This window comes from Mitsuaria sp. BK041 (genome assembly GCF_014193085.1).
In the GTDB taxonomy this organism is placed as follows: domain Bacteria; phylum Pseudomonadota; class Gammaproteobacteria; order Burkholderiales; family Burkholderiaceae_C; genus Roseateles.
This window is the reverse complement of the sequence record NZ_JACHYT010000002.1, coordinates 2,061,534-2,074,129: the sequence shown is the minus strand read 5'-3', so window position 1 is coordinate 2,074,129 and position 12,596 is coordinate 2,061,534. Positions and strand designations below refer to the sequence as shown.

General features: G+C 68.8%; 14 protein-coding genes. 5 read left to right on the top strand and 9 right to left on the bottom strand.

Features of this window, described 5'->3' with window-relative positions:
• Nucleotides 1-2: 2 nt before the first annotated feature.
• Nucleotides 3-1,457: an efflux transporter outer membrane subunit gene (locus tag FHT38_RS24925; RefSeq protein WP_255488917.1), complete on the top strand. Its 1,455-nt coding sequence runs from the start codon at nt 3-5 to the stop codon at nt 1,455-1,457.
• Nucleotides 1,458-1,646: 189 nt separating this feature from the next.
• On the top strand, nt 1,647-2,690 hold the full coding sequence (locus FHT38_RS24920; RefSeq protein WP_183493555.1) for a hypothetical protein: 1,044 nt from the start codon (nt 1,647-1,649) through the stop codon (nt 2,688-2,690).
• An 86-nt stretch (nt 2,691-2,776) separates the two neighbouring features.
• On the opposite strand, the gene lipA is transcribed toward FHT38_RS24920, so the two are convergent.
• Nucleotides 2,777-3,787 carry a lipoyl synthase gene (lipA, locus tag FHT38_RS24915; RefSeq protein WP_183493554.1) on the bottom strand — a complete coding sequence of 337 codons (1,011 nt, stop codon included), beginning with the start codon at nt 3,785-3,787 and terminating at the stop codon, nt 2,777-2,779.
• A 30-nt stretch (nt 3,788-3,817) separates the two neighbouring features.
• A complete protein-coding gene (gene lipB, locus FHT38_RS24910) occupies nt 3,818-4,486 on the bottom strand; it encodes a lipoyl(octanoyl) transferase LipB (RefSeq protein WP_183493553.1) in 669 nt (222 codons plus the stop codon).
• Nucleotides 4,487-4,547: 61 nt separating this feature from the next.
• On the opposite strand from lipB, the gene FHT38_RS24905 reads away from it, so the two are divergent.
• A complete protein-coding gene (locus FHT38_RS24905) occupies nt 4,548-5,096 on the top strand; it encodes a tetratricopeptide repeat protein (RefSeq protein WP_183493552.1) in 549 nt (182 codons plus the stop codon).
• A 15-nt stretch (nt 5,097-5,111) separates the two neighbouring features.
• On the opposite strand, the gene FHT38_RS24900 is transcribed toward FHT38_RS24905, so the two are convergent.
• The 7 genes from FHT38_RS24900 to FHT38_RS24870 all read right to left on the bottom strand — a co-directional run bounded on the left by FHT38_RS24900 (nt 5,112) and on the right by FHT38_RS24870 (nt 10,228).
• Nucleotides 5,112-5,402 carry a DUF493 family protein gene (locus tag FHT38_RS24900; protein WP_091731258.1) on the bottom strand — a complete coding sequence of 97 codons (291 nt, stop codon included), beginning with the start codon at nt 5,400-5,402 and terminating at the stop codon, nt 5,112-5,114.
• Between the two features lie 24 nt (nt 5,403-5,426).
• The gene (locus FHT38_RS24895) at nt 5,427-6,308 is read right to left on the bottom strand and encodes a D-amino acid aminotransferase (protein ID WP_091731254.1); all 882 of its coding nucleotides are present in this window, start codon (nt 6,306-6,308) and stop codon (nt 5,427-5,429) included.
• A 108-nt stretch (nt 6,309-6,416) separates the two neighbouring features.
• Complete coding sequence (locus tag FHT38_RS24890; protein WP_091731251.1) at nt 6,417-7,586, bottom strand: D-alanyl-D-alanine carboxypeptidase family protein; 1,170 nt, start codon at nt 7,584-7,586, stop codon at nt 6,417-6,419.
• A gap of 13 nt (nt 7,587-7,599) precedes the next feature.
• Nucleotides 7,600-8,235, bottom strand: a complete 636-nt coding sequence (locus FHT38_RS24885) for an alpha/beta hydrolase (RefSeq protein ID WP_183485826.1) — start codon at nt 8,233-8,235, stop codon at nt 7,600-7,602.
• A 16-nt stretch (nt 8,236-8,251) separates the two neighbouring features.
• The gene (locus FHT38_RS24880) at nt 8,252-8,584 is read right to left on the bottom strand and encodes a ferredoxin (RefSeq protein WP_091731244.1); all 333 of its coding nucleotides are present in this window, start codon (nt 8,582-8,584) and stop codon (nt 8,252-8,254) included.
• Nucleotides 8,581-9,792 (bottom strand): VanZ family protein, encoded by a 1,212-nt coding sequence (locus FHT38_RS24875; protein ID WP_091731238.1) that lies wholly within the window; start codon nt 9,790-9,792, stop codon nt 8,581-8,583. Before FHT38_RS24875 ends, FHT38_RS24880 begins: the two co-directional genes overlap by 4 nt.
• Before the next feature lie 7 nt (nt 9,793-9,799).
• Entirely contained in the window at nt 9,800-10,228 is a 429-nt protein-coding gene (locus FHT38_RS24870) for a CopD family protein (RefSeq protein WP_183493551.1), read from the bottom strand.
• 218 nt (nt 10,229-10,446) lie between these two features.
• Between FHT38_RS24870 and hemB the strand changes: the two genes are divergently transcribed.
• Nucleotides 10,447-11,454 (top strand): porphobilinogen synthase, encoded by a 1,008-nt coding sequence (hemB, locus tag FHT38_RS24865; protein ID WP_091731231.1) that lies wholly within the window; start codon nt 10,447-10,449, stop codon nt 11,452-11,454.
• Nucleotides 11,455-11,485: 31 nt separating this feature from the next.
• Nucleotides 11,486-12,580 carry a magnesium transporter CorA family protein gene (locus FHT38_RS24860; protein ID WP_091731227.1) on the top strand — a complete coding sequence of 365 codons (1,095 nt, stop codon included), beginning with the start codon at nt 11,486-11,488 and terminating at the stop codon, nt 12,578-12,580.
• Nucleotides 12,581-12,596 lie beyond the last annotated feature (16 nt).

Below are 12,596 nucleotides of genomic sequence, written 5' to 3'. Positions count from 1 at the left end.
ACATGCCGATCCCGATGACCTCGACGACCTCGACTTCATTCCTTCGTCCCTCGCTGCCGGCCGTGGCGGCGGCGGTGCTCGTCGCACTGCTGAGCGGCTGCGCGGTGACGCGCGTCGATCCGCCCGCGCCGGTCGCGGCGCCGGCGCAGTACAAGGAGGACGGGCTCTGGAAGCAGGCCCGGCCCGCCACCGCCGAGCCGGTCCCGGAGCAGTGGTGGACGCTGTTCGACGACCCCGTGCTGAACGACCTGCAGCGCCGCCTGGTGATCGGCAACGAGAACCTGAAGGCCGCCGTGGCGCAGCTGGCCGGCGCGCGCGCGGCGCTGGAGGCGAGCCGTTCGGCGCTGCTGCCGACGCTGTCGGTCGGCGTGTCGGGCACGCGCAGCGCGAGCCCGGATGGCAACGTCACCAACGGGACGATCAACCGCGGCCCGACCAACAGCGTGCAGGCCTCGCTCAACGCGAGCTGGGAGCCGGACCTGTGGGGCCGGCTGCGGCTGGCCAGCGAGGGCGCGGGCGCGACGCTGCAGGCCACCGCGGACGACCTGGCGGCGGCGCGGCTGAGCGCGCAGGCGACGCTGGCGCAGACCTACTTCTCGCTGCGCACGGCGGAGGCGCAGGAAGCGCTGTACGACCGCAGCGTGCAGGCCTACCAGCGTTTCCTGGACCTGACGCAGGCGCGTTACCAGAGCGGCGTGGCCGCGCGCAGCGACGTGCTGCAGGCGCAGACGCAGCTGCGCTCGGCGCAGGCGCAACTGCTGGAGACGCGGTCCACGCGCGCCCAGCTGGCGCATGCGATCGCGGTGCTGCTCGGTCTGCCGCCGTCGGCGCTGGAGCTCTCGAAGAATGCCGCGCTGCCCACGCCGCCGGAGGTCCCGATGATGCTGCCGTCGCAGCTGCTCGAGCGCCGGCCCGACATCGCCGCGGCGCAGCGGCGTGTGGCCTCGGCGTATGCGCAGATCGGCGTGGCGGACGCGGCCTACTTCCCGTCGCTGACCTTGTCGGGCAGCGGCGGCTACCGAAGCAGCACGCTCAGCAAGCTGCTGTCGGCGCCCAACCTGTTCTGGTCGCTCGGCCCGTCGCTGGCGCAGGCGATCTTCGACGGCGGCCAGCGCAAGCTGGCGAGCGCGCAGGCCCGCACCAGCGCGGAGGTCGCGACCTCGACCTACCGGCAGACGGTGTTGACGGCGCTGCAGGAGGTCGAGGACAACCTGATCCTGGCCGACCACCTGCGTGAAGAGGCGCGGCTGCAGCAGGAGGCGCTGGCATCAGCGCAGCGCAACCTGGAACTGGTGACGGACCAGTACCGCGCGGGCACGGTGTCCTTCCTGGACGTCACGACCGCGCAGAACAGCGCGTTCAATGCGGAGGCCTCGCTGCTGTCGGTGCGCAACCGGCAACTGGCGGCGATCAGCCTGCTGCTGAAGAACGTGGCGGGGCGGTGGACGCCGGCTTGAGGCGGCGTGAGGCGACATAAGGCTGCGCGCAGCGACCTGCCGTGGGCCAGTGGTCCGGTTGTCTTCGCTGCGCAACAAGGGTGCTGACCCTTGAGTTCAGTCGGAATTGAGCGCTCCTAGCATGCCTCTCATTGGGCGCCTTGACGCCCGTGAGACTGACCGCGACGGACGTCCGCGAAAGGAACAGGCATGCAGATCGATCCCGCAGCGAGGGCGGCCGTGCGCGGCGCCCTGCCCCCACCGACGAGGGCCGAGGATCTCGAGCGGTATCACGCCGTCGAGACCTACATCACCCAACACGCGCCGCAATACCGGATCCAGTTGCGCCCGCAGTACCGCGAGCGCCTGTCCACCATTCCCGCCGACCTGGCCAAGGAGCAGTTGGACATCGAGCTGTTCAAGATCCAGAAGGACATTGAACTGGAACATCGCCAGCGAGCCGCCAGCATCCAGTCGATGCCCTTGGACTCCGCGTCGGGGTCGAGCGAGTACGCAGCGCTCTACCGGCAATACCTGGACGAGGAGAACGAGCTCGGGAAGGCGGCGCTGGCGCGCTACGTCGTGCACCGCCGCACGATTCTGGAGATGCTCGAGGGTGCGTTGAAGATCCAGGACTCCGGCGCTTACGCGCGCGAGGACCTCATCCACGGCCTGATCTTTCCAATGCGGACGACGTCGGATGAAGTGGACTTCACGAGGCAAAACCTGTGGGTCGTCGATGAACGGCTCGCGTATCACACGCACCTCGCGTCGGACCTGCCGATGAGCCGGCTGACGCCCATCGCCGTGGCGGACCGCGATGAACCGGATCTCGTGGTGTTCAACACCCCGCGGGCCTTCGCCGATACCAAGAGCCCGTACCAGTCGGTCGTCATCGTCGAGTTCAAGCGCCCCGAAAGGAATGAGTACCCCGCCCGGGAGGAGAACCCGGTCGAACAGGTCCTGCGCTATGTCCGCAAGATCAAGGAGGGCCAGGCCAAGGACCGCGACCTGAAAACCATCAACGTCGGCGCGATCCCCTTCTACGCCTACATCCTGTGCAGCCTCACGCCCCGCATGCGCGCCATCGCGGAAGACCACGACTTCGTGCGGACGCCTGACAACGAGGGCTACTTCAAGTACCACCAGAGCCAGGGCTGCTACATCGAGATCGTGTCCTACGACAAGGTGCTCAACGATGCGAAGAAGCGCAACCGCGCCTTCTTCGAAAGGCTGCAGATTCCCGCCACCTGAATTCCCGATTCGACCTCGCAACGGACGACGGCTCCCGAAGGAGCCGTCTTTCGTTCAGCGCGTCAGCCGCGCCCGGCCTCAGCGACTCAAGCCGCCGAGGCCTTCTCCGCTTCGGCTTTCTCCAGCGCGGCGTGGGCCTGCTGGTCGGCGTGGTAGCTGGAGCGCACCATCGCGCCGACGGCGGCGTGCGTGAAGCCCATCTTGTAGGCCTCTTCCTCGAACATCTTGAAGGTGTCCGGATGCACGTAGCGGCGCACCGGCAGGTGGTGGCCCGACGGCGCCAGGTACTGGCCGATCGTGATCATGTCGATCTCGTGGGCGCGCATGTCGCGCATGACCTGGAGGATCTCCTCGTCGGTCTCGCCCAGGCCGACCATGATGCCGCTCTTGGTCGGCACGCCCGGCACCGCTTCCTTGAAGCGCTTGAGCAGGTTCAGGCTGAACTGGTAGTCCGAGCCCGGACGCGCTTCCTTGTACAGGCGCGGGGCGGTTTCCAGGTTGTGGTTCATCACGTCCGGCGGCGCCGCCTTCAGGATGTCCAGCGCGCGGTCCATGCGGCCGCGGAAGTCGGGCACCAGCACCTCGATCTGCGTCGTGGGGCTGAGCTCGCGCACCTTGCGGATGCATTCGGCGAAATGGCCGGCACCGCCGTCGCGCAGGTCGTCGCGGTCCACGCTGGTGATCACCACGTAATTCAGCTTCAGCGCCGCGATCGTCTTGGCCAGGTTCAGCGGCTCGTCGACGTCCAGCGGATCCGGCCTGCCGTGGCCGACGTCGCAGAACGGGCAGCGCCGGGTGCACTTGTCGCCCATGATCATGAAGGTCGCCGTGCCCTTGCCGAAGCACTCGCCGATGTTGGGGCAGGAGGCTTCCTCGCAGACCGTGTGCAGCTTGTGCTCGCGCAGGATCTGCTTGATCTCGTAGAAGCGGGTCGACGGGCTGCCGGCCTTCACCCGGATCCAGTCCGGCTTCTTCAGCTGCTCGGCCGGAATGATCTTGATCGGGATCCGCGCCGTCTTGGCTTGCGCCTTCTGCTTGGCGGTCGCGTCGTAGTCGGACGCGCTCTTGGCTTCGTGGGTGACGTTCTCGGTTGCCATCAGGCGCTCTTTCGGTTCCGGGTTCGAGCCTCAGGGTTCCAGCTGCGCGGCGAGCCGTTCAGCGAACCGCTGGGCCACCGTGGCCCAGTCCGTGAAAACCCCGAGTGTACCGAGGTCCACCGTCTGGAGCCCTGCGTACCCGCACGGATTGATGCCCAGGAAGGGCTTCAGGTCCATCGCCACGTTGAGCGCGACGCCGTGGTACGTGCAGTGCCGGCTGATCTTGATGCCCAGCGCCGCGACCTTGCCCAGCCCCCGGAACGGGTCGGCCGGATCGGCCGGTCCGGTCAGCGCGGCATGCGCCCCGGGGTCCTCCAGCCGCACGTAGATGCCGGGGGCGCCGGCCACGCGGTGGCCGGTCACGCCGAAGCCGTCCAGCGTCTGGATGACGGCGGTTTCGAGGCGGAAGACGTATTCCTTGACGAAAATGCCCAGCCGCTTGAGGTCGACCAGCGGATAGGCGACCACCTGTCCCGGGCCGTGGTACGTGACTTGGCCGCCGCGATTGGTCTGCACGACGGGAATGCCCTGGGCGTCGAGCACGTGGTCGGCCTGGCCGGCCAGGCCCTGGGTGTAGACGGGATCGAATTCGCAGAGCCAGAGCTCGTCCGGCGTCTCTGGACCGCGCGCGTCGGTGAAGGCGCGCATGGCATCCAGCGTGGCCGCATAGTCGACGCGGCCCAGGGTCTTGATCAGCATGCCGGCATGCTAGCCGCGATGGACCTAGCATCGGCCGCATCGGGACATTCAGGAGTGCGCCATGTCGCGCCACCTCATGCGCTTCGCCGCCGTGGCGATCGCCTTCGGACTTGCGCTGCCCGCGGTGGCGGCCCCCGCGCCGGCCGCGCGCGTGACGCTCGAACAGGCGCTCGCCACCTACGAGCGCGGCGACCTGCCCGCCGCCGAGCGCCAGTTCCGGCAGCGCGCCGAGCTGGCGCTGGGCCAGTTCCACGAGCAGGGCGAGGATGGGCGTCCCGATCTGGTCCAGGCCCAGTCCTGGTACCTGAAGGCGGCGGAACACGGCAGCGTCGATGCGCAGGTCGCGGTGGCCACGGCGTTCTACCTGGGCCGCGGCGCGGCGAAGAATTTCGCGCAGGCTGCGCAGTGGTATCGCGAGGCCGCCAAGGGCGGCGATGTGGGCGCGCAGTACCTGATCGCGTCGATGTATGAATCGGGCCTGGGCGTCGAGCGCGACCTGCGCCTGGCGCGCTACTGGTACGACATCGCCGCCCGCAACGGCGACGAAGCCGCGCCCTACAAGCTCAAGGCCGTCGACGACGCGCTGGCCGCGGACGCCGGCACGGTCTGATCGCGGCTCAGGGCGTCAGAGGACGACCTTCACCATCGGGTGCGTGGTCAGCGTGCGGTACAGCTCGTCGAGCTGTTCGCGGCTGGTCGCGGTGACGGTGATGGTGAGGCCCAGGTAGTTGCCGCCCTTGCTCGGGCGCTGCTCGACGGTGGACGCGTCGAAGCCCGGGTCGAACTGCCGGGCGACGCTCACGATCGCCTCGACGAATCCGTCCACGTGCGCGCCCATCACCTTGATGGGGAAGCGCGACGGGTATTCGATGAGCGACTGCTCGGGCGGGATCGGGGCGTTGGTGAACGAGGTCATGATGGGGAATCCAAATGGGGATGCTCAGAGGCTTTGCAAGCGCTTGGCCCGCTGGTACGCCTCATAGAGCTTCGCGTAGACCGGCCCCGGCTTGCCGCGCAGCGCGCCGTGGCCGACCGGCTCGCGGTCCAGCCGCGTGACCGGGGCCACCTCCTTGCTGGCCGAGGTCAGCAGGATCTCGTCCGCGGTGGGCAGCTCGGTCTCCGCGATCGGTCGCAGGTTGCAGGCGATGCCGAGTTCCTCGCACAGCTCCTGCAGCAGCCGCACGCGCACGCCCTCCAGCAGGGCCTCGCCCGGCGGCGGCGTCAGCAGCGCGCCGTCGCGCACGATCCAGACGTTGCTGCTGGAACCTTCGGTCAGGCAGCCGTCGCGGATCAGCAGCGTCTCGTCGGCGCCCTGGTCCGCCGCCACCTGCCGCGCCAGCACGTTGCCCAGCAGCGAGATGCTCTTGATGTCGCCGCGCTGCCAGCGGAAGTCGCGCGCCGTCACGCAGCTCAATCCCTGGTGACGCTGCTCCGGCGTCAGCGCATGCATCGGCTGCGTGTACGCGAGCACCGTCGGCTCCAGGTCCTTGGGCATCGCATGGCCGCGCGCCGCGACGCCGCGCGTGACCTGCAGGTAGATCGACTGGTCCTCGACCTCCGGCAGGTGCGCCACCAGGCTACGAAGCAGGTCGAGCCAGGCCTCGCGTTCATACGGATCCTCGATCCGCAGCGCCTTCAGGCTGCGTCCGAGGCGGTCGAGGTGGTCGTCGACCCGGAACAGGCGCCGGCCGTAGACCGGGATGGCCTCGTAGACGCCATCGCCGAACAGAAAGCCGCGATCCATCACCGGCACCCGGGCATCGCCGAGCCGACCGAGATGGCCGTTGAGGTAGCAGGGCAGGTCGGCCCAGGGCATCGTCATCGGTGGCTCCCGCAAGTGGTCAGGCCCAAGCCGTCGACTGTACGCCGCCGGCCCGGCCCGCCAACCCCGGCAAGCGAGGGGCCTTGGCCGGCCAGGACCAGGCGCGGCTTACTTGATCCAGAGACGGATCGCGTCCCAGGCGCGGCCGAAGATGCCGGCCAGCGGCACCTCGTGCTGCACGACCAGCGGCACTTCGGCCACCGGCGCGCCGCCCGAGGTCGTCACCTTCAGCGTGCCCACGCGCTGGTTCAGGCCCAGCGGCGCGACCAGCGGATCGGTGCGCTGGATGTCGGTCTTGAGCTTGCCGCCCTCGCCGCGCGGCACCGCGACGAACACGGCGTCCGCCGCGCCGAGCTTGGCTTCCGGCACCGCGCCCTTCCACACCTTCACGGTGGTGATGGGCTGGTTCTTCTCGAACAAACGTACCGCGTCGAACGCGGCGTAGCCCCAGTTCAGCAGCTTCTGGCTCTCGGTCGCGCGGGCTTCCTTGGAGGCGGTGCCCATCACCACGCTCAGCAGGCGACGCTTGCCGTTGGGCACGTCGCGCTGGGCGCTGGCCGCCAGGCAGTAGCCGGCGGCATCGGTGTAGCCGGTCTTGCCGCCGTCCACCGACGGATCGCGGCCCAGCAGCATGTTGCGGTTGGACTGCTTGATCTTGTTGAAGGTGTACTCGCGCTTGGAGTAGTACTCGGCGTAGTACTGCGGGAAGTCCTGGATCACGTGCGAGAAGATGACCGCGATGTCGCGCGCGCTCGTCTTGTGGCCGGGCTCGGTGATGCCGGTGACGTTCTTGAACGAGGTGTTCTTCAGGCCCCAGGCCTGCGCCTGCTTGTTCATCATCGCGACGAACTGCTCGACGGTGCCGCCCACGCCCTCGGCCAGCGCGACCGAGGCGTCGTTGCCCGACTGGATGATCATCCCGCGGATCAGCTCGTCGACCTTGGGCGTCATCGTGGTGTCGATGAACATCAGCGAGGGATCGCCCTTGCGCTCGTCCCAGGCGCGTTTGGAGACGGTCAGCGTCTGCTCCAGCGTCAGGCGCTTGGCCTTGAGCGCGTCGAAGACGATGTAGGCCGTCATCAGCTTGGTCAGCGAGGCGGGATCCTGCGGGGTGTCGGCGTCGCGCTCGGCGAGCGTCTGGTTCGTGGTCAGGTCCAGCAGGACGAAGTTGCGGGCCGCGATCTCGGGCGGCGTCGGCGCCTGCGCGGACGCGCCGGTCACCATCAGGAAGCTGGACAGGCCCACGCCGAGGGCAAGGGAAGCGAGGAAGCGTTTCATTCGAGGGAAATCCTTAGGCGCGCGCTTCGCCGACGGCATGCCAGCTGCGCAGCACGAGGTTCTTGAGCAGCGGCAACTGCCCATGGAAGAAATGCCCGACGCCGGGCACCACGATGACCGGCAGCGCCTGCGGGCGCGCCCAGTCCAGCACCGCGCTCAGCGGCACCACATCGTCCTGTTCGCCGTGGATCACGACGGTATCGGCCGGCACCGTCGCGACGCCGAAGCGGCTGGCGGCCGGACCGACCAGCAGCAGGCGCTCGGCCGGCTGCTCGAGCTGGAGCGCCGCCTGCGACGCGACGAAGCCGCCGAACGAGAAACCGGCCAGCGCCAGCGGCAGCGCCGCGTCGCGGAAGGCGGCGATCACGGCCAGCGCATCGTCGACCTCGCCCCGGCCCTCGTCCCAGCCGCCCTGCGACTTGCCGATGCCGCGGAAGTTGAAGCGCACGGTGCGATAGCCCAGGTGCACGAAGGCGCGGGCGATCGTCTGCACCACCTTGTTGTCCATCGTGCCGCCCTGCGTCGGATTGGGATGGCAGATCACCACCACGCCGCGCAGCGGACCGGCGTCGACCGCGGGTTCGTCGACGGCGCATTCGATCTCGCCGGCCGGGCCGGCGATCTGCCGGCGCTGGGTCTGTGCATTCATCGAGTCGGGCTCCCGCTCAGCGGCCGACCGAATCGTCGAGCACCAGGCGCTCGACGACTTCGCCGTGCTTGAGATGGCGCTCGACGATCTCGTCGATGTCGCTGTTGTCGACGAAGGAGTACCAGACCGCGTCCGGGTACACCACCGCCACCGGCCCCCCGGCGCAGCGGTCCAGGCAGCCGGCCTTGTTCACGCGCACGCCGCCCTTGCCGGCGAGCTTCTCCGCTTTCACCCGCTGCTTGCAGTGGTCGAAGGCGGCCTGCGCATCGTGCTGCAGGCAGGCGTTCTCGCCCTCGCGCTGGTTCAGGCAGAAGAAGATGTGGCGTTGGTAGTAGCTGGTGGAGCTCATCGCGGGATTGTAGTTTCAGGGTTTCCACCGACCGGCCGTTCGTGCGTTTCGTCACGACCTGCTTGTCCTTCAGAGCGCCCGCCCGGCGGTGGTTCCGGCGGCCGCGGCGGCAAGGGCCGGTCGCTCTGCGTGACCCCGTACAGCAGCCAGGCCAGCGCCGCGAAGGGCCACAACCAGCCCACCCATTGCGCCAGCCCGTACAGGTTGACGAAGCGCCCCTGCTCCCAGAACTGCAGGCTCTCCAGCAGGTAGGGGTCGGACGGGGCCTCGGCCATCAGCGCGATCAGCGCGGTCAGCACCACCAGGCCCCAGGCCGCGTTGGCGCGCCGGGACATGAACGCCGCCAGCAGCGCCAGCACGCCGCCGGCGATCAGGCCGGGCTCGGTCGTCGGCGTCAGCCAGGCCCAGGCGTGGTCCGGTCCGAAGTTCAGCAGCGTCGACCAGGCCGTGGTCGTCACGCCGAGCGCCACCGCGCCCAGCACCAGCAGCGCCCGCCGCCGGCCCGGCCGGGCCACCGACAAGGCCAGCAGGCAAGGCGCCAGCAGCCCCATCGCGATGGCGATCGCCTCCAGGCCGGGGGGCAGCGGCGGATCGTCGGCGAGTTCCCGGGGCACCAGCTCCCAGGGCGTGTTCTGGAGCAGCAGCTCCGCCCATTCGCGCAGGCGGGGAAACAGCTGGCCCAGGCCCAGCGGCAGCGGCGCCGGATACAGCAGGCCCACCGGCCACAGCGCCAGCAGCGCCAGCGCGCCGGCGCTGTGCGGCACGAACCAGCGCTCGCGCCAGCCGTTCCAGCGCGCCAGACCGTCCAGTCGCAGCACGCCCCAGGCGCAGAACGCGCCCAGCCAGGCGCCGGCGCTGTTGAGCAGGAAGTCCGCCAGAGAAGGAACGCGGCCAGGGAGGAAGTACTGCAGCGTCTCCATCGCGAACGACAGCAGGGGCAGGCCGACCAGCGTCAGCAGCAGCGCGCGCCACAGGCCGCCGCCACTGCGGATCACCGCGGAAAAGCACAGCAGGCCCAGCGGCCAGTAGCCGGCGACGTTGATCCAGAGGTCGAACTTGCCCCAGTAGCGCGGCCAGGGCAGGCCGATGACGCCGGGCCAGGGCAGGCTCGGCGGCATCCGCCAGGGCCAGAAGGGGTAGAGGCTGGCGTAGACCACCAGCACGGCGTAGCACAGGGCCAGCCAGGTGGCGGAGCTGCGCCGCTGCATCACGGGATCAGAAAGGCTTGACGACGACCAGGATCACGATCGCCGCGAACAGCAGCACCGAGACCTCGTTGAAGACGCGGAACCACTTGTGGCTGCGGCGATTGGCGATCAGCTCGAACTTGCGCAGGAAGGCGCGACACATGTGGTGGTAGCCGATCACCGCCACCACCAGCGCCAGCTTGGCATGCATCCAGCCATTGCCCGGACCGCGACCGATGCCGTAATAAAGCCAGAGAATGCCGCCGAAGAGCAGCGCCAGCAGCATCAGCCCGCTGCTGAAGCGGTAGAGCTTCAGGGCCATCAGCAGCAGTCGCTCGCGTTCGGCATGGCTGTCGGCCGGCACCATGGCCAGGTTCACGAAGATCCGCGGCAGGTAGAACAGGCCGGCGAACCACGCGGCGACGAAAATGATATGAAGCGCTTTGATCCAGAGCATCGCGGCATTATGGATGGCGCGAAAAAAAACCCCGGCTTCACAGCCGGGGTCGGAAAGCCTTATCGCTGTCATCACGCTAAGGCTCCTGCTCAGGGAGGAAAAGCAGGGAACGACAGCCGAACGGCTATCATTCAGGAGCGACTTTAACAGATCTGCCGAATTTCGGAATCTCGGCTTTCCCCTAGCGCCCCCCAACCCGGTGGTATTTCTCGGAAACCATGCAACTTCCCGCACCTTATCCCGCCAGCCGCCCCCGTCGCCTGCGTCGCGATGCCTACACCCGGGCGCTGGTCCGCGAACACCGACTGCACGCCAGCGACCTGATCTTTCCGGTCTTCGTCCATGAGGGGGACAACCGCGTCGAACCGATCGCGTCCATGCCGGGGGTGTCGCGGCTGAGCCTGGACCGCCTGATCCCCGTCGCCCAGGAATGCGTGGAACTGGGCATCCCCGTGATGGCGCTGTTCCCGGCGATCGACCCGGCGCTGAAGACGCCCGACGGCATCGAGGCGACCAATCCCGACGGCCTGATCCCGCGCGTCGTGCGAGCGCTCAAGGAGCGCGTCCCGGGCCTGGGCGTGCTGACCGACGTCGCGCTCGACCCCTACACCAGCCATGGCCAGGACGGCGTGCTGGACGAGCAGGGCTACATCCTGAACGACCGCACCGTGGAACTGCTCAAGGCGCAGGCGCTGGTCCAGGCGCGCGCGGGCGTGGACATCGTCGCCCCCAGCGACATGATGGACGGCCGCATCGGCGCCATCCGCGCCGCGCTGGAGGCTGACGAGCACATCCACACGCGGATCATGGCCTACAGCGCCAAGTACGCCAGCGCCTTCTACGGCCCGTTCCGCGACGCGGTGGGCTCGCGCGCCAACCTGGGCAAGGCCGACAAGAAAACCTACCAGATGGACCCGGGCAACAGCGCCGAGGCGCTGCGCGAGGTCGGCCTGGATCTGGCCGAGGGCGCCGACATGGTGATGGTCAAGCCCGGCATGCCTTACCTGGACATCGTGCGCCTGGTGAAGGAGGAGTTTCGCGTCCCGACCTTCGCCTACCAGGTCAGCGGCGAGTACGCCATGATCAAGGCCGCCGCCGCGAATGGCTGGCTGGACCACGACGCGGTGATGCTCGAGGCGCTGCTGGCCTTCAAGCGCGCCGGCGCCGACGGCATCCTCACCTACTTCGCGATGGACGCGGCGCGTCTGCTGCGCGCCGGTGCCTGAGGCCGCGGCACGCGGCCTGCCCGACCGACGCATGCGCATCTTCCATCTCAGCGACGCGCTCTACGAAGAACTGGCCGCGCTGCCCGAGGACCTCCCCCCGGAGGGCTTCCTGTGGATCGGCCTGCCGCGACGCGAGTTCGAACTGCAACTCGGCGCGCTGCAGCAGCGGCTGACACGCTGGTCGGGCGCGCAGCTGCTCGACCTGCATGTCTCGGACCTGATGAATCCGCAGCTGCCCTCGCACTTCGACTACACCAGCTGGTACGACCTCATGGTCTTCCGCCGGCTGGCGACGATACCGGGCAGCCAGCAGCTCCTGGCCGACGACGAACCCCGCAACGCCGCGGGCGTCAACGACGCGCTGAAGGCGATCGACACCAGTCCCGTCGGTTTCGCCGTCTTCGACCGCGTCCTGATCACGGTGCATCCGGGCGAGTGCTCGCTGCGCGACTACTTCGCCGGCAAGCTCGGCGCGCAGCAGGAGGGCCGCGACCTGCGCGGCAGCACGCGGCTCCCGACCAGCCCGGCCGAGCTGATGCTGCGCATGGTCAACCACATGGTGGACAGCTACCTGGACCTGCGCCGGCTGCTGACCCGCCAGCTGACGACGCTGCAGGGCCTGCTGCTGGACCGCCGCGGCCACTTCCGGGACTGGTCCGTCGTGCTGCATGCGCGCGACACGCTCTCGCGATTGGAGGACCTCTGCGAGGACCAGCGCAGCGCGGTGCAGGAGTGGATCGACGCGCTGGGCGAATGGCCGGCCGGCGATGCCCGCGCGGAGCGCGAGCGCGAACTGCTGCGTGTGCGCTCGCGGGACGTGCTCGAGCACATCGAGCGGGTGCTGACCCATGTCCGGCGGCTGGAGACCTCCGCGGAGACCTCGGTGCAGATGCACTTCTCGCTCACCGGCGAGCGCACCAACAACATCATGCGGACGCTGACCGTGCTCACGGCCATCTTCCTGCCGCTGAACCTGATCACCGGCGTCTTCGGCATGAACTTCGACAACCTGCCGCTGATCCACGCCGCCACCGGCTTCTGGATCGCCGTCGGCGTGATGGTGGTCACCGCGCTGGCGCTCGGCGCCTTCTTCTGGCGCAAGCGCTATCTCGGCTCCCAGCAGTAGCGAGCAGTAGCGCTCG